Here is a 24061-nt window from a genome sequence, read left to right as displayed (position 1 = left end):
TCACATGATCTTGATCGGCCGCCGCATTGATGCGTCGTGGCACAACCTAAGCCCTCTTATGATAGAATAACGTCAGCGCTAAACGGCCGCCCAAATGCGAAATAGCCATTGCGACATACCATGACCGGTATCCGTCTTATTGCCACTTTTCTTGTTCTCCTGGCAGCCGGCTGTACCTCGGCTCCGCCCAAGCCGGCAATGGCGCCATTGGGCAGCAATGGCCCCTTTGGTTATAGCGAGCAGCCGATCGTCGAAAACCGTACGACGATCACCTATACCGGCCCGTTCCGCTACGTGAGCGCAAACAACCCGCGCGATGACAGCCGCTTGAAGGGAGAACTCGACAAGACCTACGATCTCGCTCTCTGGCGTGCCGCACAGATTGGCCAGCAGCAGGGTTTTGCGGCTTTCAAGGTGGAGAAGGAGCAACGCGACAGCGACGTCCAGGTCTCGACCAGACCGGTTTATTATCCGGCCCCGATGTATGCTTATCGGCCTTATGGCTATCGCGGCTTCGGTCCACACGGCCCGTGGGGATTTTACGGTGACTATTATGGCACGAGCAGATCGGCACAGGCTCGCGCGGTCGTTCGACTGTACATTCTTTACAGCCGAACCTTCGATGCCGATACCGAAGGCTTGATCTCCATCCCTGACACGCTCAGCCGTATGCAAGCGAAATGGGGCAGTGCGACTTATTAGCAGCTTGTTGCGGCTGCTATTGCGTCTGGCTCCGTCGCGCGTCTTTTCTGGCCAACAGGCGCTTCGCGGCCGCAGTTTCATCCTGAGACATGTCGGCTTCGACCCTGCGCAGGGTTTTGAAGGCTTTCTGCTGTGCCTGGCCGGGCGGCAAATTATCAAGAGCAAGGCTTAGCCAGATATAGGCTTCGATCAGATTCTGCTCGGTGCCAAGTCCATCCGCATAAGCTTGACCAAGCAGAGCCCGCGCCTGAGACACACCAGCCGTTGCGGCATCCAGCAGATAGGGCAGCGACTTCGCCTGGTCCTGCTTCAAACCATCGCCAGTCAGGAGCATACGGCCGACGACATATTTTGCTTCCGGCAGGCCGCTATCGGCCGCGCTGACATACCATTTCAGGGCTGTATTATGGTCCTCTTTCACCCCGTCGCCGTGATCATACATCTGGGCCAGATAATACTGTGCCCGAAGATGCCCGCCGCGCGCCGCGGCCGTATACCAGCGCGCCGCCTCGGTTAGGTCTTCCTTGACGCCCTCGCCGTTGAAATAGAGGTTCGCTAGATTGACCTGAGCATTCGTGAATCCAAGATTTGCCGCACGGAGGTAAAGCATCTGTGCCTTTTCGGCATCCTGTTCGACGCCAAGGCCTTTCTGATAGAGGATGCCGAGATTGTTGATTGCCTCGGGGTCATTGGCCGCTGCCAGTCGTTCCCAGAGCTGGCGCGCGGTTTGGTAATCTCCCAGATTGAAGGCCCGGCTCGCCGCTTCATTTGGCAAAACCTGCGAGGCTGTCGCGCCAGTCGATTGTGCAAAAGCAGGCAAGACAACAGTTTGCGCGCCAAGCAAGCCCAAACCGGCTAAGGCCAGGGCAGCTGAGAGTGCCCACGGATAAACGCGACTCGTCAACTTTGCGGCCTCCACGCCACGGAACTCACATGGCGGCACCTTGCAATAACTGGGTGTTAGCTGCAAGGCACTGGGCGGAAGATCATTGGCTTGACGCCTGATCCGTAAATGCGCCAGCTTCGGTGGCCGCTTATGGCGAACTGGGAGCCAAACGGCATCACGGCGCAGACTGACTGGCGAAAGGGCGGATATGTCTGAGAATACGGGCGAAACACCGACGGAACCGCATCGCCGAGGTATCCACTTTACACTGGGCGCAAGGCTGCGGACGTACTTTCTGGCTGGCATCCTGATAACCGCGCCGATCGGCCTGACGATTTATCTGACCTGGCTGGTCATCACCTTCGTCGATCAGCGCGTCTTCAGCGTGCTCCCGCCGCAATACAATCCCGCAACCTATCTTCCCTTCGGCGTACCGGGGCTTGGCCTGATCGTCGCCGTCATCGCCCTGACCTTTATCGGGGCCATTACCGCCGGGTTCCTGGGACGGTTCTTTCGCCACCTCATTGAAGGTATCCTCAATCGGCTGCCGATCATCCGCAGCATCTACAGCGCCATCAAGCAAATTGTGGAAACGGTCTTCGCCACCAAATCGGCGGCATTCCGCGAGGTGGTTCTGGTCGAATATCCGCGCCGGGATTGCTGGACCATCGGCTTCATCACCGGCACTACGCAAGGCGAGGTCAAAGAGCTTCTGGAGGATGATCTGATCAACATCTTCGTGCCGACGACACCAAATCCCACTTCGGGATTCCTGCTCTTTGTCCCGGTGGCGGAGATCAAACGCCTGAAGATGTCGGTGGAAGACGGCCTCAAGCTGGTCATTTCCGGTGGCATCATTACACCGACAGAGAAAGCAGCGAACGGCGTTTCGATCAAATAGTTCGTGGCGTCAACCCGAGCGCAGGGTTTTTATCATCGCGTCGCGCTGGAAGAGATAAAGCAGGATGCGCAAGGCCTCGCCGCGCGGCGACAGCAGGTTGTGGTCGCGCTCAATAATCAGATGTGCATCGTCACGCGCCATGGTCAAAAGATCGTCGTGAGCTGCGAGATCGGCGAGACGAAATTCCGGCAGACCACTTTGCCGCGTCCCCAGCAATTCGCCGCCGCCACGTAGCCGCAGGTCTTCCTCAGCGATGCGGAAACCGTCTTCGCTCTCGCGCAGGATCGACAGGCGCGCTTTCGCAGTCTCGCCCAGCGGCGTCTGATAGAGCAGCAGGCAACTCGATTTTCCGGAGCCCCGGCCGACCCGGCCACGCAATTGATGCAATTGGGCAAGGCCAAAGCGTTCAGCATGTTCGATCACCATGACCGTGGCTTCGGGAACATTGACCCCAACCTCAATGACCGTGGTCGCGACCAGGATATCCAGATCGCCAGCCGTGAAAGCGGCCATTGTCTGATCCCGTTCGGCGGCTTTCTGCTTGCCATGCACCAGGCCGACGCGATCGCCGAAAATTTGACTTAGGTGACGATGACGCTCGCTCGCCGCGGCGAGATCGATGACCTCGGACTCATCTACCAGCGGACAAACCCAGTAGATGCGGGCACCACCGGCGATGGCACGCCGCAGACCTTCGACCACATCGTCCAGACGCTCGATTGGCAAGGTGCGGGTATCGATGGGTTGTCGCCCCGGTGGTTTTTCCGTCAGACGCGAGACATCGATATCGCCATAGCCGGTCAGCATCAGCGTGCGCGGGATAGGTGTCGCCGTCATCACCAGGAGATCGACGCCACGGCCTTTGCCGGCCAAAGCGACGCGCTGCTGAACACCGAAACGGTGCTGTTCATCAACCACCGCCAGCCGCAGGTCATCGAATACAACGTCTTCTTGCACCAAAGCATGGGTGCCGACGATGAGCTTGATATCGCCGGCTGCGAGTCGCGACAGCAAGGCCTCTCTCGCCTTACCTTTGTCACGCCCGGTGAGCAGGGCAATCTCCACGCCCGCGGCCTGTGCCAAAGGCTGTAAATTGGCGAAATGCTGGCGCGCCAGAATATCAGTAGGCGCGAGCAGGGCTGCCTGCCCCTCAGCTTCCACAGCAATCAGCATGGCCAGCAACGCCACCACCGTTTTGCCGCTGCCGACATCGCCTTGGAGCAAGCGCAGCATCCGGTTGGCCTGGGCCATGTCCTCGGCGATTTCATGCATGGCCTGTTGCTGGCTGCCGGTCAGTTGATAGGGCAGGGACGCCAGAACCTTTTCCCTCAAACGGCCGTCACCCTGGCTTGGGCGCCCGGCGAGGGACCGGTTCTGCTGTCGCACCAAGGCCAGCGCGAGCTGATTGGCGAGCAATTCGTCATAAGCGAGACGTCGGCGCGCTCTTGACTGCAGGGAAAAGCCATCGGCCGCTTCAGGGCGGTGCAGGGAAGACAAAGCCTCCCGCCAGGAAGGCCAATCATCCCGCCGCATCACAGCGGGATCGATCCATTCGGGCAGATCCGGCAAGCGGGTCAGAGCCGCATCGATTGCTTTGCGGAGCGTCTTCGCGGGCAGGCCGGCGGTCAGCGGATAGACGGGTTCCAAGCGCTGCAGGCTCTCCAGTTCCTCGGCCGGCACGATGTGATCCGGATGCACCATGTTCAATTCGCCACCGAACCGCTCGACCCGGCCACTGATCGCCCGCCAGGTGCCGATAGGGAGGTTCTTCTCCAGCCACTGGTCGCGCGCGTTGAAGAACACAAGGTCGATGAAGCCACTGCCATCCGAGCAGCGCACGCGATAAGGCTGGCGCTGGTGGCTGGGCTTCTGGTGCCGTTCCACCTTGACCTTCAAGGTGACGATCGCCCCGTTCTCTGCCGAAGCGAGGCTCGGGCTGGCGCGCCGATCGATTACGCTGACAGGCAAATGCCAGAGGAGGTCAACCACATGCTCGCCGCAGAGCTTCGCAGCCAGCTTCGAGAGGCGCGGGCCGAGACCGGGCAACTTGTCGAGGGCTGCAAAAAGCGGGAAGAGGATCTGCGGTCGCACGGGTTTTCTTATGCGTGGTTGTCGACTATTTTGGCTCCGTTTTGTTCTACCCCCAGTGCGGATGGCAGGGAAGGAGTTTTGATGGGCGCAGCCAAGGATGCCCCCGGTGAACGTCCCGGTGAAAATATGGGCCCACCCCCGGTGGATAGCACTACCGGGCTGCGGAAAAGACTGATTTTCCGTAGCTGGCACCGGGGAACCCGTGAGATGGATTTGATCATGGGCCGCTTCGCCGATGCCGCGGTGCCGGATATGAGCGAAAGCGAACTGGCCGACTATGCCAAGTTGCTTGAGGAAAGCGACCCAGATATATACGACTGGCTTTGCGCGCGGGCCGATGTGCCGCCAGCCAGCAACAGCACAATCCTGCAACGCCTTATCCGCCATCATTTTCCCGACCGCGGCTAAAGCCGTTTCTGCCTCATCAATTTGTCTCACTGGCCACGTAACGTGATCGATTTACCTTTTACTCTTCCAGCTCCCGGCCGCCACGATGTCGGCGGTGTTCCCGATGGCAGCGAGGCCCTGCTGATCGCCGCTCTGGCGCGTCATCAACGAGGCGGTGTCATTCACGTGGCGCTCGATGACCTGCGCATGACGCGGCTGGCCGAGACCCTGCGCTTCTTCGCGCCGGATCTCCAGGTCCTGACCTTTCCCGCCTGGGACTGTCTGCCCTATGACCGGGCCTCGCCACATCGCGATATTCTGGCCCGCCGAATCGATACGCTTTCGCAACTGGCCGCCATCCACCGGGACAAGCGGGCCTGGCCAATCGTCATCACCACGATCGCCGCCATTTTGCAACGAGTGCCGGAGCCATTCAGTTTCGCCGAATCCTCGCTGGAGCTGAAACGTGGTCAGATACTTGAATTCGCTGGCAAGCGGGGGCCCGACGGGTTGGTGGAGTTCCTGCTGCGCAAGGGCTATCTGCGCAGCGGTGCCGTGGGCGAGGCGGGCGAGTTCGCCGTGCGTGGCGGCATCGTAGATCTCTTTCCGCCGGGAACCAACCAGCCTTTGCGCGTGGATTTTTTTGGCGACGATATCGAGGATCTGCGCTTCTTCGATCCGATGACCCAGCGCAGCCGCGATCGGCTCGACCGCTTTGCTCTCAATCCGATCAATGAAATCAGCCTGACGGCGGCGGCGATCGAAAGCTTCCGCACCGGCTATCGCACTGAATTCGGCACATCGGGCAGCGACGATCCGCTTTACGAGGCGATCAGCGCCGGCCGGCATTATCCGGGCATGGAACACTGGTTGCCGCTCTTCGGCACCACGCTGGTTCCCTTCGACCACTACATGCCGGAAGCCGTGCTCACTCTCGATCATCAGGCGGAAGAGGCGAAGAAGGCCCGCCTGGATATGATCGCCGATTTTTACCAGGCCCGCACCGATCTGCAGCGCGCCGAAAAAGACAGCGGCGCACCTATCTACCGGCCGCTGCCGCCGAGCCGGCTTTATCTGACCGGCAATGGCTGGGACAAGATGGAGCGCGAGCGGATCACCCTGGCCTGCAACCCATTCCTCGCGCCGCCCGGCTCCAATTGGCTGAAAGGTCCGGCCAAGCCTGGCCGCAATTTCGTCGAGGCGCGCACCAATCCCGACGTCAATCTCTACGAGGCGGTGGTCCGTGCCATCCGGACCGAACATAGCGAAGGCCGCAAGGTCATTTTGACAGCCGCCAGCAATGGCGCCCTGGAACGGCTATCCCATCTGTTGTCCGAACACGGCATCAAGCACCAGGAAGCCACCACCGATTGGCAGCAGGCCCTGGAATCGGCATTGACCGACGGCAAGGAAACGCTCGGCCGAGCTATGCTCGCGCTGGAAAGCGGCTTTGCCACCGATCAACTGCTCTTCCTGACCGAACAGGATATCCTCGGCGACCGCCTGACCCGGCCCATCACCAAGAAGCGCAAGAACGAGACCTTCCTGGCGGAACTCGCGAATTTCCAGGCCGGCGACTATGTGGTTCACGTCGATCACGGTATCGGCCGTTATGACGGATTGGAAACGCTGGATGTCGGCGGCGCTCCCCATGACTGCCTGCGGGTTTTCTATGACGGCGGCGACAAGCTCTACGTGCCGGTCGAAAATATCGACGTCATCAGCCGCTATGGCGGCGAAGACGCCATTGTCCAGCTCGACAAGCTGGGTGGCGCTGCCTGGCAGGCACGAAAGGCGCGCGTCAAGCAGCGCATCCGCGATATTGCCGATCAGTTGATGAAGACCGCCGCCCAGCGCGCGGTGAAACAGGCCGAACCGATGTTGCCACCGGAAGGCTTGTTTGACGAATTTTGCGCCCGTTTCCGCTATGCCGAGACGGAAGACCAGCTGCGCGCCATCGAAGAAGTGCTGGAAGACATGGCCAACGGCAAGCCGATGGATCGTCTGGTCTGCGGCGATGTCGGCTTCGGCAAGACAGAAGTTGCCTTGCGGGCGGCTTTCGTCGCGGCTATGAGCGGCAAGCAGGTGGCGGTGGTGACGCCAACTACCTTGCTGTGCCGGCAGCATGCCCGGACCTTTGCCGAGCGTTTCGCCGGCCTGCCGGTGCGGGTGCGGCAGCTTTCGCGTCTCGTCGGCACCAAGGAAGCGAACGAGATCAAGAAAGAGGTCAAGGAGGGCACCGTCGATATTGTCGTCGGGACCCATGCCCTGCTGGCAAAATCGATCGAATTCGCCAATCTCGGCTTGTTGATCGTCGATGAGGAGCAGCATTTCGGCGTGACGCAGAAGGAGCGCCTGAAAGAATTGCGGGGCGATGTGCATGTCCTGACGCTGACGGCAACGCCCATCCCGCGCACCCTGCAATTGGCGCTGACCGGCATTCGCGAGATGAGCCTGATCACCACGGCGCCAGTCGACCGCCTGGCAGTGCGCAGCTTCGTGCTGCCTTATGATCCTGTCGTAATCCGCGAAGCGATCATGCGCGAACATTTCCGCGGCGGACAAATTTTCTATGTCTGCCCCCGCATTGAGGATATCGACACCCTTGCCGAAAGGCTGCGCAATCTGGTGCCGGAAATCAAATTCGTCATCGCCCATGGCCGCATGACGCCGACGCAGTTGGAGAAGGCGATGAACGCCTTTTATGACGGCAGCTACGAATTGCTGCTGGCGACCAACATCATCGAATCCGGTCTCGATATTCCGACCGCCAATACCATCATTATGCACCGTGCCGACATGTTTGGCTTGGCGCAGCTCTATCAATTGCGCGGCCGGGTCGGTCGGGCGAAGCTGCGCGGCTATGCCTATCTGACGACACCACCGGGGAAAAAACTCACCGATTCAGCGCAGCGCCGCCTGGAGGTGATGCAAAGCCTGGATCAGCTCGGCGCGGGCTTCACACTCGCCAGCCACGATCTCGATATCCGAGGGGCCGGCAATCTGCTGGGCGACGAGCAATCGGGCCATGTCCGCGAAGTCGGCGTCGAGCTCTATCAGCAATTGCTGGAAGAAGCCGTGCGGGAAGCGCGGGGTGACGTGACGGTTGCCAAGGCGCAGGAATGGACGCCGCAGATCAATATCGGCATGTCGGTCCTGATCCCGGAAGATTATGTCACTGACCTCAATATCCGCCTTGGCCTCTACCGCCGCATCGCCGGTCTCGACAATCAGGCTGAGATCGATGCCTTCGCGGCCGAGCTGATCGATCGTTTCGGCAAATTGCCGGAAGAGGTCGAGAATCTCCTGCAGATCGTCGCCATCAAGAAGATGTGCCGTCAGGCCAATGTCGAGAAGGTGGAAGCAGGGCCGAAGGGTGCGGTCTTGACCTTCCATCAGAACCGCTTCGCCGAGCCGGCCAAGCTGATCGAGTTTATCACCAAGCGCTCAACCATCATCGCCATGCGGCCCGACCATCGCCTGGTCTATCGCCAGGAATGGGACGAGCAAAAGGCAAGGGTGGGAGGCGTCAAGAAGCTCTTGCAGAACCTCGTGACGCTGGTGGCGTGACCGCCTTTGCCCTCAAACTGGCTTAGGCCGAACGCTGCAGCGCATCGTCTTCTCGGGCGAGATCTAACATGTGGAACAGCGCTTCGGGCTCCTGTGCACCGGAGAGGCCGAAGCGACCGTTGAAGATGAAATAGGGAACGCCGTTGATCCCCTGGCGGCGCGCCTGGAAATCGCTGGCAAGCGCAGTGTCGATCCGCGCCGTGCCGGCCAGGGCCTCGGCCGCGAGATCCGAGGGCACGTCCACTTCCCGGGCAAGGGAAGCGAGGATCGTGGCATCGCCGATATCCAGACCTTCCTGGAAATAGGCCATATACAGGCGATCAAGCATGGCATCCTGCAGATCCGCCGTTGCTGCGACATAGCAAAGGCGATGCGACATCAAGGTGTTTGGCGTTCGCAAAATCAGATCAAAGCGGAAGGTGATGCCTTCGGCGGCGCCGATGCGGGTGACCGTATCGTATAGCCGGCTGGCGCGCTCCACGCTGCCGAACTTCGCCGTCATATATTGCTGGCGTTCCATACCGGTTGCCGGCATGCCCGGATTGAGCTGGAAGGCTCGCCAGCGGAGTTGCAAATTCGGCTGAGGTCGCGCCTGGAGCGCACGTTCCAAGCGGCGCTTACCGATGTAGCACCAGGGGCAGATCGTGTCGGAAAAAATGTCCAGCTGCATCGCATCCGCCACATTGAGCACCGCGTTCAAGGTAGCGGCGCGTCCAGTTATCATGGGTAAACAGATATAATTTATGACATATTGTGCCCTCTCTGGTCGGCTGGCAAGTCTTCCTCATGACCCATACATCCTACCCGAGATGCGTCTTCGGCAAATTTTAGTAGCTGCCTGCGCTCGATTTGCTAAGATCTGGCAATCTATTCGGGTCCCGTTATTGCATCTGCCTACCTTCGACACTGTCTTCGGGGGAAGATGATCATGGCGACTGAAAATACCGACAACAAAATCGGCCTGTCAGCTGCGACCTTGATGGTTGCCGGCAATATGATGGGCTCTGGCGTCTTCATGCTGCCCGCCAATCTGGCCACGGCTGGTAGCATCTCGCTGATCGGCTGGCTCATCACAATGGTGGGATCGGTTGCATTGGCGCTGATTTTCGCCAAGCTCGCCGCCATCGATCCGGCGGCTGGCGGGCCCTATGCCTATACCCGGAAGGCTTTCGGCAATTACATGGGCTATCAGACCAATCTGGTCTATTGGCTCGCCAATGTGGTCGGCAATGTCGGCTTGGCCGTCGCCGGTCTCGCCTATCTACGGCACTTCTTTCCGATGCTCAATGACGTGCTGGTCTTCGCTCTGGCGCAGATCGCCGTCATCTGGTTCTTCACCTACGCCAATATCCTGGGGCCGAATATTGTCGGCAAGATCCAGTCCTTGACAACCAGCTTCGCCTTGGTGCCGATCATCGGCATGGCGATCTTCGGTTGGTTCTGGTTCAACGCCCAGACTTTTGGCGAGGCCTGGAATGTTTCGGGCAAAAGCAATTTCGACGCCGTCAATTCCACGCTGAATTATACGCTCTGGGCCTTCATCGGTGTGGAGAGCGCCTCCGTCTCGGCGGCTGTGGTCCGCAATCCGTCACGCAATGTACCCATTGCCACCGTCGTCGGGGTACTGCTGGCCGGTGTGTGCTATATCCTTAGCTCTTCGGTCATCATGGGGATGATTCCCAATAAGGAGCTGGTAGTTTCCAACGCGCCTTTCGCCGATGCCGCCCGCGTCGCCCTGGGCGACGTCGCCGCCAATATCGTGGCGGTCTGTGCGGCGGTCGGCTGTCTCGGCTCGCTGGCAGGCTGGACATTGCTGGTCGGCCAGACCGCGAAGGCGGCTGCCGATGACGGTCTGTTCGGCGCCATCTTCGCCCGGGTGAATTCGCGGGGCGTGCCTGCGGCAGGATTGATGATCGTCGCGGTCATCATGACGGTGCAGGTGCTCGCCACCATGTCGCCAACCGCGAGCGAGCAATTCGGCAAGATCGCCTCTATCGCCGTTATCATGACGCTGCTGCCTTATATCTATTCGTCGATTTCGATGAAGGTCATCGGCTACAAGCAGATGGCGCAAAACCAGTACGTCATCTACACGGTGATCGGCGTCATTGCCGCCGTCTATAGCCTATGGGCCATGATCGGATCCGACGGCGCCCAGACCCGCTGGTCGCTGATTTTCGTCATCACCACCATCGTCTTCTATTCGGCCGCGATCAGCCGCCAGCGCCAAATCGAAGAGACCGGCCAGCATCCAGGCGGACGCACGCCGCATTGGATCCGCCACGTTTCCCTGGCGATCACGATCATCGCCCTGATCGCGATGTACTGGGTTTCGGTGGGCCGGAAATCGGCCGAACTGCTGCATGAACGTGCGATCAAACCAAATGTCGAACAGGGCGAGGAGGTGCCGCCGGTCACCGTGCCGCCACCGCCATCGACGCAACCCGCGACGCCGCCGCCTGCAACCGAATAGGCGGGACGGACCTTATCAAGGAGCCGCAGACGGAATGCTGCGGCTCTTTTCGGGCACCGCAGATGTAACGCGCGGTTGCTCGTGGAGAAGAGCGTCACGCCGGAAAAGATCGGGGAAAAGACGCATCCAGGCAACCACCACCAGCAGGGTACCGATGCCGCCGATCACGACCGCCGGCACCGTTCCAAACCAGGCGGCCGTCACGCCGGATTCAAATTCACCCAACTGGTTCGAGGCGCCGATGAAAATCGCGTTCACTGCGCTCACGCGGCCCCGCATCTCATCGGGCGTTTCCAGCTGTACCAATGTCTGCCGGATCACCACGCTCACCATGTCCATTGCGCCCAGAACGATCAATGCCAGCAATGACAGCGGGAACCAGCGCGAAATGCCGAAAACGATGGTCGCCAGGCCGAAGCCAGCGACAGCGGCAAACATCACATGTCCCACCCGGCTGGCCAGCGGCCGCTTGGCGAGATAGACCGACATGGCGAGCGCACCGATTGCCGGCGCGGTCCGCAGCAAACCAAGTCCCCAGGGGCCGGTCTGTAGAATGTCCCGTGCATAGATGGGCAACAACGCGGTCGCACCGCCCAGCAGGACGGAGAACAGATCCATTGAAATAGCGCCCAGCACCACTTTCTTGCTGCGGATGAAATTGACGCCGCCCAGCAAGGATTGCAGCGTCGGTTTTTCCCGACGCTGCGTGTGGAAAGGAAGGCGGATGATGAGGACCAGGAAACCGGCCGCCAGAAACAGCGCGGCGCCGGTCATATAGACGATATCCGATCCCAGGGCATAGATCAGCCCACCCAGTGCAGGGCCGATGATGATCGCGAATTCACGTCCACCGGCGGCGCTCGCCATCGCCCGCGCCAGCATTGACGGCTCGACCAGCTTGGGGAGCAGAGCTTGCATGCTGGGCAGTTCGAAAGCTCGTGCTCCGCCGATCAGACAAGCGCAGATGAAAATGATCTCGACCGTCAACGTCCCCGTCAAACTGCCTATAGCGAGAATGGCTGCCATTGCGGTTTTCAACCACTGGCAAAGCAGGACGATACGCCGACGGTCGTATTGGTCCGCGACATGCCCGACGATAAGCGTGAGCAGAAGCTGCGGCACGAATTGTACCAGCCCGACCATGCCTAGCATGAAGGCACTTTGCGTCAGATCGTAGACCTGCCAGCCGATTGCGACGACGAGCATCTGATAGGCCATGGTAGAGGCCGTCTGGCTCATCCAAAAGCGCAGGAAAGAGGAGCTTTTGGGAAAGGAAATTTTCATCGGAAGCAAGGGCCAAGTCGGAGAAAATAGCAGGAGAGAGCGGGGAAGGGGATGCGCCGTTGCATCTCATAACGCATTTACCGAGCCTCTGAAACGATGTTCTGCGGCAGAGATGTCATCTCCGGGTCGCCGGCTTGGCTACTAAACTTCGCACGTTGGCGGAGAAACATCAGGTCGGCTTTTTCGATGTCAGCGGCGAAGGTGAGATCTGGCTGCTGACCGGTCGAAGACAGGCTTCTCGCCAAAGCGCTTCAATAGGTGCCTGCACGCAACTCGCAATATTACTCACTCCCACCAAACGATGAAATCGACGGCCGAATATGCCCGGCGATAATCGCCGCGGCGCAGGTGTTCAGTGACGGTAGCGGCTTCATCATAGACCACCCGATCCGGTGCGATACCGGCCCCCTTCATATGACTTCCGATCGCCGCCGCCCGCGCATCGACACTGCTGGTCAAGTCTTCTCTCGCGCCGCCCAGGTAAAGCCGCGACCGTACCATCATCAAGGCGGTCGGGTGCCGCTTCATGATAACGGCGGCAGCGTCGAGCAGGCGGATCTCGCCTTCGACCAGATGCGCGTCACCGAAGGTGAAGAAAATACTCCCTGTCACCGTCCGATCGCCCGGCGCATGCAGCGCCTCGTCGAAAGAGACAGGTATCGGCCTTTTGCCGGAGAATGGATCGAGCAGCGATGAATGCTGGCCGAAGGCATATGCAAGCAACACACAGCCGACCAGAAGGATGATGATCGGCGAGGCCGAGATCGTTATCCTTCGGTTGAAAATGCGGCGCGATTTGGACGCGTTGTCGTACTGATCGATGACAAGCAAAGCGATCCCGACCAGCACCACAAGGGCGCCCAACCACATGGTTATTCCGGGTGCCGCCAAGACAACCCTCCGACGCCAATCTGCCGGCGCACGACTTAAAGGATAGATCAGGCCGGCAGGCTTGTGCAGCCCGTCAGGATAGGAAAGGACGATTTCCTTCAAGCGATGCATTGACCATCGGCGGCGCAGCGGATAATCAAAGCGCTGTCCATCGGTGGCGCGCGCTGTCCCCGAACGTTCCGGATGGGTGGCCGAGTGGTTTAAGGCAGCGGTCTTGAAAACCGCCGTAGGGTAACCCCTACCGTGAGTTCGAATCTCACCCCATCCGCCAGCGTTTCTAGGTACTTAGCGCCCGCATTTAAATCTGTCGCATGCGCCCGTGACGAAACCGGCCAATCGCTTGTCGCAGCGTCATGGCCCGGTTCGCGCGTTCTACTCTTCAAAGCGAGTCGTGCCCTCGCGATCATGCTCGTATCGCTTTGCCAGCGGAAACGGCGGCAACCAGGACTCGCGGCGGATGATCCAGCTTTCATAAGTTGGTTTCAATTGGTCGGGGGCATCCAGGGACCCCAGATGCACTTCGATCTCGTCTCCGCTGCGGGAAAAAACCGGCGAGCCGCAACGCGGGCAGAAAAAGCGTCCGGCATAATCGCGCGTCTCCCCTTCAATCGTCACCGCATCCTCAGGGAACACAGCGGCGGCATAAAAAAGGGCGCCATGGTGTTTGCGACAGTCCAGGCAGTGGCAAATGCCAACCCGGTATGGCCGTCCCGACGCTACAACTCGGACGTCGCCGCACAGGCAACCGCCAGTGAACCGGTCCATGCTGTGCCTCCTTTAAATCAAGCAGATGAAATGTTTAAAACGGACGCCTCTGCCATTGCAACTGCGGGCAGGGGCGATCGCTGCTGCGATCACCTGCATCATAAGGTTTCCCGGCCCAGCCCTTGCAAAAAGCGGGCGCTCCGAACAGCGGGGAATAGCCTGCACCAAAACGCCCTGAACATTGTGGATGCCTTACATTGTGGACGCCGTAGTAGATACGCGAATCGGCGCGGGGGAGCCGATTTGCCCTCCAATCAACGTATCGGGCGAAATCGAATTCCTCCTCGCTCATCGCTAGGCTCGAGCGGCTCAGCCCCGAAACCGCTTAATCCGCGTTACGACCCTGAAATAAAGCCGTGACCATCGCAGAGACCGGTCAGGGATTATTGCATCGAGGCGAAGCTCCGTTTACTTTACAACATCCTGATTAACTGGGGCTCCTCGGATACAAAATGATGCGTATGATTCGGCGTTTTCCCCTTGCGGCGGGCGCGCTGGCCATGATTGTGCTGACTGGCTGCGGCGAAACCAAAGTGGCAAGCCCGACAGCGCGTACATTGCCGCAAGGTCAGGTGCAGCCCTATAAGATTGGCAATCCTTACCAGGTCGCCGGCGTCTGGTATTACCCAAAGGTCGATTACAATTACGACGAAACCGGTATTGCATCCTGGTACGGTCCGGGCTTCCACGGCAAATACACCGCCAATGGCGAGATCTATGACCAGAACGGCCTGACGGCAGCCCACAAGACCCTGCCGCTCCCGTCCATGGTCCGCGTCACCAATCTGGAAAACGGCCGTTCAATCGTGGTCCGGGTCAATGACCGCGGGCCTTTTTCCAACGGCCGCATCATCGACATGACCCGCCGCGGCGCCCAGCTGCTGGGCTTCATCGGCCCGGGCACGGCGCGGGTCCGCGTCCAGATATTAGGCGAGGAAAGCCAGGCCTTGGCGGCGGCAGCTTCCGCCAAGGGAGCGGAAGGGTTCGGTCCCAAGCCGACTGCCGCTCCTGCCGGCATAGTCACGGCAACGCCGTTGCCGCCGGTCGGCGCGACATCGACCGCCCAGGCGACGCCACCAGCCACCCCGGCTCCTGCGGCCCAATCCATGCCCGGCAAGACGGTCCTAGGTCAGGCGGCCGAGCCGGAGCCGGATGGACAGGTATCGCTTGAGCCGGTTCGGGCGACGAACATCTTCATCCAGGCCGGCGCCTTCACCCGCCAGGCCAATGCCCAGACCTTGACCGCCAAATTGGCGCGGTTCGGACAAGTGCGGACAACGCCGATCTACGTCAATAACCAGCTCTTCTATCGCGTTCGCCTCGGCCCGATCTCCAATGTGACGCAGGCGGATCAGGTCCTCCAGCAACTGATCCAGTCGGGTCAAACGGAAGCCCGGATTGTCGTCGACTGAGGTGCTAAGCCAGCCTGTTGATGCAATGGGGAAATTTCGTGCAAATACGCGTCGAACCGCTTGACGTACAGCCTGATTTGCAGCAGCTTGCGACACAGATGCCAATCGAAATTTGCCTTACGACTCAGGTGGTTCCATGATTCTCTCCGCGCGACATGCAGCACGACCCGTCACGCTTCTGATGGCTGGCTTGCTGCTGGCGGCCATACCGATCGGCATGGCGGCGGCGGAGCCGATCGAAACGGATGCCCAACGAGCGTATATCGTCGATTACCAGACCGGCGCGGTCCTCCTGGATAAAAAGGGCGACGAACGCCTGCCGCCGGCATCGATGAGCAAGCTGATGACCATCTATCTGCTTTTCGACGCCCTGAAGCGGGGCGACGTTAAGCTGACCGATACATTCCATGTCAGCAAAAAGGCCTGGTCGACCCAAGGGTCGAAGATGTTCGTCGAGCTCGATTCGAATATCGGCGTCGAGGATTTGATCCGCGGCATCATCATCCAGTCGGGCAACGATGCTTGCGTGGTGGTGGCTGAAGGGCTTGCCGGCACGGAAGAGGCTTTCGCCGAGCGGATGACGGCCAAGGCCAAGGAAATCGGCCTTACCGGCAGCCACTTCGTTGACGCTTCCGGCTTGCCCGATCCTGAGCAGTATATGACCGCGCATGACCTTGCCACCCTGGCGAAGCGTCTGATCGAGGATTTCCCCGATTATTACCATTACTTCTCGGAGAAGGAGTTCACCTGGCACGGCATCAAGCAGGGCAACCGCAATCCCTTGCTGTACCGCCAGGGTAGCGGTGTCGACGGCCTGAAGACCGGTCACACCGAGGAAGCAGGTTTTGGCCTGGTCGCCTCCGCCGTGCGCGATAATCGCCGCATCATCGCCGTGATGCAGGGAACCGCCAGCATGCAGCATCGCGCTGATAGTGGCGGCGCGCTCATCGACTGGGCCTTCCGCGAGACCGCGAATTATACCATCGCCAGCAAAGGCGCGGTTCTTGCCGAAGCCCCCGTCTGGATGGGGGGCGCCAAGACCGTGCCGCTCACTGTCGATAAAGACCTGATCGCGACCTTGCCCCGATCGGCGCGCCAGAAAGTGACGGCGAAAGCGGTTTTCAACGGCCCGCTTCCGGCTCCGATCGCCGCCGGTTCGCAGGTCGGCAAACTGGTCATCAGCGTTCCCGGCCAGCCGGACTTCGAAGCGCCGCTGGTGGCCGGCACGGATGTGCCGCGTCAAAGCTTGCCGGGCCGCATGTTCGCGAAGCTGCAGTACCTGGTTTTCGGCGGCAGCTAAAATGGGATCTGCGCCAGTCCAACCGAATGACGGCGGACGGGATCACGGCAGACCAAACCGTTTCATAACTTTCGAAGGCGGTGAGGGGGCGGGGAAATCCACCCAGATCCGCCGTCTGGCTGATGCGCTGCGCGCCGTAGGCCAGCCGGTCGTGGTGACGCGAGAACCCGGCGGATCGACCGGCGCGGAAGAGATCCGCAAGTTGCTCGTTGAAGGGCTACCGGGTCGTTGGACGCCGGAGACCGAGGTCCTGCTGCATTTCGCCGCGCGGGCTGACCATCTCGACAAGCTCATCCGGCCGGCTTTGGCGGAGGGCAGTTGGGTATTGTGCGACCGCTTCGCCGATTCCACGATCGCCTATCAGGGTTATGGCCACGGCCTCGATTTAGCATGGTTGGATTCGCTTCGGCGGCAAATTGTTGGGACGACCGAGCCCGGACTGACAATTATTTTCGATTTGCCGATTGAAATCGGCCTGGCGCGCGCCGCCGCTCGGCTTCCGGTGGGAACCTCTCCGGAAGATCGCTATGAGCGCATGGACAAGGCGTTTCATCAGCGCCTGCGTGATGGCTTTATGGCGATCGCCAAAGCGGGACCGCAGCGCTGTCAAATTCTGCGGGCGGATCGCTCGATCGACGATGTCGCTGACTCTGTGCGCGAAATCGTCTCCCGGCATTTTGGCATGACACTGCCAGTGCCGACTTCAGTAGCGTCCGGCCAAGGCTGATCTTCGATGGCCCGCAAGCCCGCAGCCGCAATGGAGATCGAAGAGCCGACTGGCCCTGTGGTCAGCACGAGCCTGATTGGCCATGAAGCGGCGGAGCAAAGCTTTCTGAAAGCTCTAGGCCGAGGGCGCATGCCCCATGCCTGGCTGATTACCGGACCGCGCGGGGTCGGCAAGGCGACACTTGCCTATCGCATGGCGCGCCGGCTGCTGAGCGAAGCGCCGCCGGTGAGGGCGGAGCCGGAAGCCGATGCGGGGATCGGCCTATTCGGTGATGACCTCCCAGTGGCCGCGCCTGCACAGCAGCCGTTGCCGGCAAACAGTCTCGGCATGCCGCCGGATCACCCAGTGTTCCGCCGGATCGTTGCGCAGTCACATCCGGATATCCGGATCCTGCAGCGCAAGGTCAATGAGAAGACCGGCAAGCTGCGTAGCGAAATCCTTATCGAGGACGTCCGGGAAGTTATCGATTTCCTGCATCTGAAGCCGGCTGAAAGCTATTGGCGCGTGGTGCTTATCGATTCAGCCGACGACCTCAACCGCAATGCTGCCAACGCCATTTTGAAGATGCTGGAAGAACCGGCGGCGCGGACGGTGCTAATTCTCATCAGTCATGCGCCCGGCAGCTTGTTGCCGACCATCCGGTCGCGCTGCCGGCGCTTGGCGTTGGCGCCGCTGCCGGCCGAAGTGCTGAAACGGGCCTTGGCCGACCGCTGCCCCGAAGCTGATCCGGCCGACCGGGACGCCGCCATGGCGATTGCCGCGGGCAGCCTGGGGCAGGGGATCGCCCTGTTGGAACAGAACGGCCTGCCGGTCTTTCGCGCCGTTCTTGCCGGCATGGCAAGCTGGCCCAATCTGAATATGACGGCGCAGCATCAATTGGCCGACCGCCTCGCCAGCCGCGGCAACGAAAGCGAATTCGAAATCGCCGTCGAGGCGCTGGACTGGTGGCTGAAGCGGTTGTGCCGGAAAATGGCGCTGAACCAGCAGGGACCGGACAATGACGTGGAACCGGAATTGTTCGCCGGCGAGAGGGACTTGATCGTCCGTTGCCATCGGGCTGCCGGCCTTGATCGCTGGATCGAGCTGTGGGAAAAACTCAACCGTCTGTTTGAGCGGGTCGCCACCGTCAATCTTGACCGCAAGCAAGCCTGGATCGCCGGTTGCCTGGCCATCCAGTCTCTCAGCCGGTGAGATAGGGGCCACTCCGCCGGCAAGATGGCGCGGTCACCTGCCGGATCGGACCACGATCCCAGCCTTCCGGCTTTTCCCGATCGTTTAATGTCATCCGGCCGCGTCCTGTGCTAAGCAGGCGAAAAGCAGTGACGGGCGGTGCCGATCGCCGCTGTCCAATGAAGGAGTTCGATCAATGGCCGAGGCCAAACGTTATTACGTTACAACGCCAATCTACTACGTCAATGACGCGCCCCATATCGGCCATGCTTATACGACACTGGCCTGTGACGCGCTGGCAAGGTTCATGCGGCTGGACGGCTATGATGTGCATTTCCTGACCGGCACCGACGAACATGGCCAGAAGGTGGAAAAGTCGGCGAAGGCGGCCGGTGTCGACCCGCAAGCTTTCACCGACAAGGTGTCGCAGAATTTCCGCGACCTTGCCAAGGCGATGAATTACAGCAATGACGACTTCATTCGCACCACGGAGGAGCGGCACAAGAAGGCCTGTCAGGAAATCTGGCGCCGCCTGAAGGACCGCGGCGAAATCTATCTCGGCTCCTATGCCGGCTGGTATGCGGTGCGCGACGAGGCCTATTACGGCGAAGACGAATTGACCGTCGGCCCGAACGGCAAGAAGATCGCGCCCAGCGGCGCCGAGGTCGAATGGGTCGAAGAGCCCAGCTATTTCTTCAAGCTCTCGGAATGGGGCGACAAGCTGCTGGCTTTTTATGAAGCCAACCCAGACTTCATTGCACCGGAAAGCCGCCGCAACGAAGTGATCAGCTTCGTCAAATCCGGCCTGAAGGACCTGTCGATCTCACGCACCACTTTCAATTGGGGCGTCCAGGTGCCCGACGATCCGGACCACATCATGTATGTCTGGCTCGATGCTTTGACCAACTATCTCACCGCGGTCGGTTTCCCGGACGATCAATCGGCGATGTACAGGAAATTCTGGCCGGCCGATTTGCATATGGTGGGCAAGGATATTCTGCGCTTCCATGCCATCTACTGGCCGGCCTTCCTGATGGCAGCGGGCCTGGAACCGCCGCGCCGCGTCTTCGCCCATGGCTGGTGGACGAATGAAGGTCAGAAGATCTCGAAGTCGCTGGGCAATGTGATCGCGCCGTTGCACCTGGTCGAAAAATACGGCCTCGACCAGACGCGCTATTTCCTGCTGCGGGAAATTCCGTTCGGCAATGACGGTGACTTCTCTCATCGCGCCATGGTTCAGCGCATGAACAGTGATCTCGCCAATGGCATTGGCAATCTGGCGCAGCGTTCACTGTCGATGATCAACAAGAACTGCAACGCCTCAGTGCCGCAGCCCGGTGCTTTCAGCGAAGCGGATGAGCGCCTTATTGGCACTGCCGAGGAAGCCCTGCCCAAGGTGCGTGGCTTCATCCGCGAACAGGCCTTCCACAAGGCCCTGGAGACGATCTGGCAGGTGATCGGCGAGGCCGACCGCTATGTCGACGAGCAGGCACCTTGGGCTTTGCGCAAGACCGATCCGGACCGCATGAACACGGTGCTGTACGTGCTTGCCGAGACGATCCGCCGGCTTGGCTTGCTGCTTCAGCCGTTCATGCCGCAATCGGCGGAACGGCTGCTCGATCAGCTTGTTCTTCCAGCGGAAGCCCGCGTCTTCGCCGCCTATGGACGCGATCACGCCTTGAAGCCCGGCACCGCCTTGCCGAAGCCTGAGGGCGTCTTCCCGCGCTTTGTGGAACCTGAAGCTGCATCATGAATGTGCCTGTAGAAAGCGTCCGCCTCGTCGACAGCCATTGCCACCTCGATTTCGCGGATTTCTCCGGCGAGATCGACCAGGTGCTGGACCGCGCCCTTGTGCAGGGTGTGCAGCGGATGGTTACCATCTGCACCAAGGTGACGGAATTCGATCGCGTGCTGAAGCTCGCTGAAGCGCATGATGTTCTGAGCTGCTCCGTCGGTATTCATCCCCATGAGGCTGATCATCATCCGGACGTGGATGTCATCCGGTTGGTCGAGCTCTCCAAACATCCGAAGGTGGTTGGCATCGGTGAGGCTGGCCTGGACTACTTCTACGACAAAAGTGACCGCAATCGGCAGCAAGCGGTCTTCGCAACGCATATAGAAGCTTCGCGCCAAAGCGGCCTACCGCTCATCGTGCATTCTCGCGAAGCCGATGAGGATACCGTACGGCTGCTGCAGCAAGGAGCCGGGAAGGGTGGCCTGACCGGTGTCATCCACTGCTTCACCTCGACGCAATATCTCGCCGATGCGGCGCTGGAGATGGGCTTCTATATTTCGCTCTCCGGCATCGTCACCTTCAAGAATGCCGAAGCCCTGCGCCAGGTGGCGCGCACCGTGCCACATGACCGCCTGCTGGTCGAAACGGATTCACCTTATCTGGCGCCCATACCCCAGCGCGGCAAACGCAACGAACCGTCATTTGTCCGGCATACGGCGAGCTTCGTCGCGGATATGCTGGGTCTTCCGCTGGCCGATTTCGCCGCCCAGACGACGGCTAATTTCCATCGGCTCTTTCGCAAGGTTCCGCAGGACGGAGTCATCGCATGACAACAATGGCGAAGGTCACCGTGCTGGGTTGCGGCGGTTCCGGTGGCGTGCCCATGATCGGGCCCAATTGGGGCAAATGCAATCCGGACAATCCCAAGAACCGCCGGCGCCGGGTCTCGGTATTGGTCGAGCATCCGCGTGCCAAGATCCTGCTCGATACATCGCCTGATCTGCGCATGCAGATGCTCGATGCCGGAGTTGGCAAGATCGACGCGATCCTCTATACCCATGACCACGCGGACCATACGCAGGGCATCGACGATGTTCGTTTTCTGAAAGCCTCGTCAGGTGCCACCATCGATGTCTATGCCTCGGAAGAAACGCTGGGCAGCTTGACCGAGCGCTTCAATTATATCTTCCGGCAGGAGACCAAGGGATCGGGGCATCTTTACAAACCCTTTCTGACGCCGCATCCGATCCGCATTCCGTCGCATTTTCGGATCAACGATATCGAGATCGATGCCTTCGAGCAGGAACATGGCTTCGGCAGCATGACCACCGGCTACCGCATCGGCACCATGGCTTATTCGACCGATGCGGTGAACCTGCCCGAATATGCTTTCGATCTGCTGCAGGGGCTCGATCTTTGGATCGTCGATTGCCTGCGCTTCGAGCCGCATGAAACCCATGCCCATTTCGACAAGGCGCTGGAGTGGATTGCCCGTGTGAAGCCGAAACATGCGGTGCTGACGCATCTCAATCATCTGGTCGATTACGATGTGATCCGGGACCGTTGTCCGCCTGGTGTCGAACCGGCCTATGACGGCTTGACGATCGAGATTTCCGCCTAAGGCAGGAGTTATCAATGAAAGCGCAAGGTGAGGGGGCGCGAACCGGATGGCCTTGAATGATCATCATCATGGCCATTCTCATGATGCTCACGGTCACGGGCAGGGTCATGCGCATCATCAGGGCCATCGTCATGCTCACGGAAATCATAGTCACGGAAATCACAGTCACGGGCATCACGGCCATAGCCATGCGCCGGCCAGTTTCGGACGGGCCTTTGCCATCGGCGCGATCCTCAATTTGGCTTTCGTCTTCGTTGAAGCGGCCTATGGCATCATCAGTGATTCCGTGGCACTGCTCGCAGATGCCGGTCACAATCTGAGCGATGTGCTGAGCTTGATCGTCGCCTGGGTCGCGATGTCGTTGTCGCAACGACAGCCGACTGCACGCTTCACCTATGGCCTGCGTAGTTCTTCGATCCTTGCGGCGCTGTTTAACGCCCTGTTTCTGCTGGTGGTCATCGGCGGCATCGCTTGGGAGGCTTTACGCCGTCTGGCCGAACCGCCAGCCGTCGCCGGCGCCACCATGATGGTCGTCGCCGCGATCGGCGTCTTCATCAATGCCGGCACGGCAATGCTTTTCATGCGGGGGCGTAAAGGCGATCTCAATATCCGCGGCGCTTATCTGCATATGATCGCCGATGCGGCGATCTCCGCCGGCGTCGTCTTGTCCGGTGCGGTCATTTATTTCACCGGCTGGAATCTGGTCGATCCGGTGGTCAGCCTCATCGTTTCGGCCCTGATCGTCTATGGAACCTGGGGTCTGTTGCGGGACTCGGTCCGCATGACGTTCGGTGCCGTTCCCGATGCCATCGACCCGACCGAAGTGCGTCAATACCTTGCGGGGCAAGCCGGCGTCGCGGCCGTACATGACCTGCATATCTGGTCGCTGAGCACCACCGAGACGGCTTTGACGGCGCATCTCGTCATGCCATCGGGCCATCCCGGCGACCAGCTGATCGATCGCATGGCCGATGAATTGAACCATAAGTTCGGCATCGGCCATACGACGCTTCAGGTCGAGCTCGATGGCGACAAATGCCGTCTGGCGCCGGATCATATCGTTTAGCGGCATGACGATATCGGTCGCCGAATTGCTGCTGTCGCTGGTGGTGATCCTGATCGCTGCCCAACTCTTCACCAACGGGCTGGAACATCTGGGCGCTCGCCTGACCCTATCGGAAGGCGTCACCGGATCGCTCTTTGCCGCCGTCGGCACGGCCTTGCCGGAAACGACGGTACCCTTTCTGGCTCTTTTTGCCGGAACCACGGACGTCAATGTCAACGAGGAGATCGGCGTCGGCGCGATCCTTGGCGCACCGCTGATGTTATCGACCCTGTCGATTGGACTGATGACCTTTGCGGTGCTGGGGCGGCGCGGGGTGAGGGGCCATCTTCGCCCGGAACATGGTGGGCTGACGCGTGATCTCAATTTCTTTCTCTTCGCCTTCGTCTTGACGACGATTGCGATGTTCGTGCCCCAAGAGCCGCGTTACACCCGCGCCATTCTTAGCGCGGCCCTAGCTTTGACCTATTTCGCTTATCTGCTCTTCACGCTGCGCGCCTCGGACAAGCTGGTCGAGCATGGCCATAAGACGGAGGCGGAAAACAAGCTGTTGATCAGCCGGCTCAGATTGCCGTCAAACTGGGCGACGATCATCCTGCAGCTCATCATCGGCCTAGCTTTGCTGATCGGCGGCGCCAAGGTCTTCATTTTCGGCGTCGAAGGTGTCTCGACTCACCTGGGGCTTTCGGCTTTGCTGCTGTCATTGCTGATCATCCCGGTGGCGACCGAGCTACCGGAAAAAATCAACAGCATTCTCTGGATCCGCCGCGGCAAGGATACGCTGGCCTTCGGCAATATCACCGGCGCTTTGGTGTTCCAAGGAACCGTCCTGCCAGCCATCGGCATTCTGCTGACGCCATGGCAGCCCCGCATCGAAGTCCTGATGGGTGTGCTGGTGACCCTGCTGGCAACCGCCTGGCTCCGGCTCATGGCCTTGCGCCGCGGCGGTCTGCCGGTCTGGGTGCCGCTCGTCAATATTCTGCTGTATGTCGCCTATCTGGCCGTCACGCTGACCAGGTGAGCGTGTGGATCACCGGCGTGCTGAACAGGATTAAAACAAGACGTAGACGCCGACCAGGCCCC

The 24061-nt window shown here is 60.1% G+C and carries 20 protein-coding genes and 1 tRNA gene; 15 read left to right on the top strand and 6 right to left on the bottom strand.

Annotation, left to right across the window (positions count from 1 at the left end; genetic code table 11):
• Positions 1 to 120 precede the first annotated feature (120 nt).
• Entirely contained in the window at positions 121 to 702 is a 582-nt protein-coding gene (locus SMD27_RS09725) for a hypothetical protein (protein WP_320508171.1), read from the top strand.
• Positions 703 to 718: 16 nt separating this feature from the next.
• On the opposite strand, the gene SMD27_RS09720 is transcribed toward SMD27_RS09725, so the two are convergent.
• Complete coding sequence (locus SMD27_RS09720) at positions 719 to 1606, bottom strand: tetratricopeptide repeat protein (protein ID WP_320508170.1); 888 nt, start codon at positions 1604 to 1606, stop codon at positions 719 to 721.
• A gap of 190 nt (positions 1607 to 1796) precedes the next feature.
• Here SMD27_RS09720 and SMD27_RS09715 point away from each other — a divergent pair, with 190 nt between their 5' ends.
• A complete protein-coding gene (locus tag SMD27_RS09715) occupies positions 1797 to 2489 on the top strand; it encodes a DUF502 domain-containing protein (protein ID WP_320508169.1) in 693 nt (230 codons plus the stop codon).
• 9 nt (positions 2490 to 2498) lie between these two features.
• Here SMD27_RS09715 and recG read toward each other — a convergent pair whose 3' ends face one another.
• Positions 2499 to 4580 carry an ATP-dependent DNA helicase RecG gene (recG, locus tag SMD27_RS09710; protein ID WP_320508168.1) on the bottom strand — a complete coding sequence of 694 codons (2082 nt, stop codon included), beginning with the start codon at positions 4578 to 4580 and terminating at the stop codon, positions 2499 to 2501.
• A gap of 81 nt (positions 4581 to 4661) precedes the next feature.
• Here recG and SMD27_RS09705 point away from each other — a divergent pair, with 81 nt between their 5' ends.
• Positions 4662 to 4988, top strand: coding sequence for an FAD assembly factor SdhE (locus SMD27_RS09705; RefSeq protein WP_320508167.1), 327 nt, complete (start codon positions 4662 to 4664; stop codon positions 4986 to 4988).
• A gap of 42 nt (positions 4989 to 5030) precedes the next feature.
• Positions 5031 to 8537, top strand: coding sequence for a transcription-repair coupling factor (gene mfd / locus SMD27_RS09700; protein WP_379990415.1), 3507 nt, complete (start codon positions 5031 to 5033; stop codon positions 8535 to 8537).
• A gap of 22 nt (positions 8538 to 8559) precedes the next feature.
• On the opposite strand, the gene SMD27_RS09695 is transcribed toward mfd, so the two are convergent.
• Positions 8560 to 9207 (bottom strand): DsbA family oxidoreductase, encoded by a 648-nt coding sequence (locus tag SMD27_RS09695; protein WP_320508166.1) that lies wholly within the window; start codon positions 9205 to 9207, stop codon positions 8560 to 8562.
• 258 nt (positions 9208 to 9465) lie between these two features.
• On the opposite strand from SMD27_RS09695, the gene adiC reads away from it, so the two are divergent.
• A complete protein-coding gene (adiC, locus tag SMD27_RS09690) occupies positions 9466 to 11010 on the top strand; it encodes an arginine/agmatine antiporter (protein ID WP_320508165.1) in 1545 nt (514 codons plus the stop codon).
• Between the two features lie 15 nt (positions 11011 to 11025).
• On the opposite strand, the gene SMD27_RS09685 is transcribed toward adiC, so the two are convergent.
• Together SMD27_RS09685 and SMD27_RS09680 are read right to left on the bottom strand one after the other, a co-directional pair.
• On the bottom strand, positions 11026 to 12294 hold the full coding sequence (locus tag SMD27_RS09685; RefSeq protein ID WP_320508164.1) for an MFS transporter: 1269 nt from the start codon (positions 12292 to 12294) through the stop codon (positions 11026 to 11028).
• Positions 12295 to 12579: 285 nt separating this feature from the next.
• Entirely contained in the window at positions 12580 to 13164 is a 585-nt protein-coding gene (locus SMD27_RS09680; protein WP_320508163.1) for an OmpA family protein, read from the bottom strand.
• A gap of 202 nt (positions 13165 to 13366) precedes the next feature.
• On the opposite strand from SMD27_RS09680, the gene SMD27_RS09675 reads away from it, so the two are divergent.
• Positions 13367 to 13456: transfer RNA gene (locus SMD27_RS09675), tRNA-Ser, on the top strand.
• A gap of 101 nt (positions 13457 to 13557) precedes the next feature.
• Here SMD27_RS09675 and SMD27_RS09670 read toward each other — a convergent pair.
• On the bottom strand, positions 13558 to 13950 hold the full coding sequence (locus SMD27_RS09670) for a GFA family protein (RefSeq protein WP_320508162.1): 393 nt from the start codon (positions 13948 to 13950) through the stop codon (positions 13558 to 13560).
• 452 nt (positions 13951 to 14402) lie between these two features.
• Here SMD27_RS09670 and SMD27_RS09665 point away from each other — a divergent pair, with 452 nt between their 5' ends.
• From SMD27_RS09665 to SMD27_RS09625, 9 genes are all read left to right on the top strand, one after another.
• Positions 14403 to 15362, top strand: coding sequence for a septal ring lytic transglycosylase RlpA family protein (locus SMD27_RS09665; protein WP_320508161.1), 960 nt, complete (start codon positions 14403 to 14405; stop codon positions 15360 to 15362).
• 136 nt (positions 15363 to 15498) lie between these two features.
• Positions 15499 to 16662, top strand: coding sequence for a D-alanyl-D-alanine carboxypeptidase family protein (locus tag SMD27_RS09660; protein ID WP_320508160.1), 1164 nt, complete (start codon positions 15499 to 15501; stop codon positions 16660 to 16662).
• A gap of 1 nt (position 16663) precedes the next feature.
• The gene (gene tmk / locus SMD27_RS09655; RefSeq protein WP_320508159.1) at positions 16664 to 17389 is read left to right on the top strand and encodes a dTMP kinase; all 726 of its coding nucleotides are present in this window, start codon (positions 16664 to 16666) and stop codon (positions 17387 to 17389) included.
• 6 nt (positions 17390 to 17395) lie between these two features.
• On the top strand, positions 17396 to 18580 hold the full coding sequence (locus SMD27_RS09650) for a DNA polymerase III subunit delta' (protein WP_320508158.1): 1185 nt from the start codon (positions 17396 to 17398) through the stop codon (positions 18578 to 18580).
• Positions 18581 to 18755: 175 nt separating this feature from the next.
• Positions 18756 to 20312, top strand: coding sequence for a methionine--tRNA ligase (gene metG / locus SMD27_RS09645; protein ID WP_320508157.1), 1557 nt, complete (start codon positions 18756 to 18758; stop codon positions 20310 to 20312).
• Positions 20309 to 21124: a TatD family hydrolase gene (locus SMD27_RS09640; RefSeq protein WP_320508156.1), complete on the top strand. Its 816-nt coding sequence runs from the start codon at positions 20309 to 20311 to the stop codon at positions 21122 to 21124. Before metG ends, SMD27_RS09640 begins: the two co-directional genes overlap by 4 nt.
• On the top strand, positions 21121 to 21915 hold the full coding sequence (locus SMD27_RS09635) for an MBL fold metallo-hydrolase (RefSeq protein WP_320508155.1): 795 nt from the start codon (positions 21121 to 21123) through the stop codon (positions 21913 to 21915). Before SMD27_RS09640 ends, SMD27_RS09635 begins: the two co-directional genes overlap by 4 nt.
• A gap of 46 nt (positions 21916 to 21961) precedes the next feature.
• Positions 21962 to 22981: a cation diffusion facilitator family transporter gene (locus SMD27_RS09630; RefSeq protein ID WP_320508154.1), complete on the top strand. Its 1020-nt coding sequence runs from the start codon at positions 21962 to 21964 to the stop codon at positions 22979 to 22981.
• Positions 22941 to 23999, top strand: coding sequence for a sodium:calcium antiporter (locus tag SMD27_RS09625; protein WP_320508153.1), 1059 nt, complete (start codon positions 22941 to 22943; stop codon positions 23997 to 23999). Before SMD27_RS09630 ends, SMD27_RS09625 begins: the two co-directional genes overlap by 41 nt.
• The last annotated feature ends 62 nt before the right edge of the window (positions 24000 to 24061 follow it).

This window comes from Dongia soli (assembly GCF_034044715.1).
GTDB classification, from domain to species: Bacteria; Pseudomonadota; Alphaproteobacteria; order Dongiales; family Dongiaceae; genus Dongia_B; species Dongia_B soli.
The sequence above is the reverse complement of the archived record's forward strand: the minus strand, read 5'-3'. Positions and strand labels throughout refer to the sequence as shown.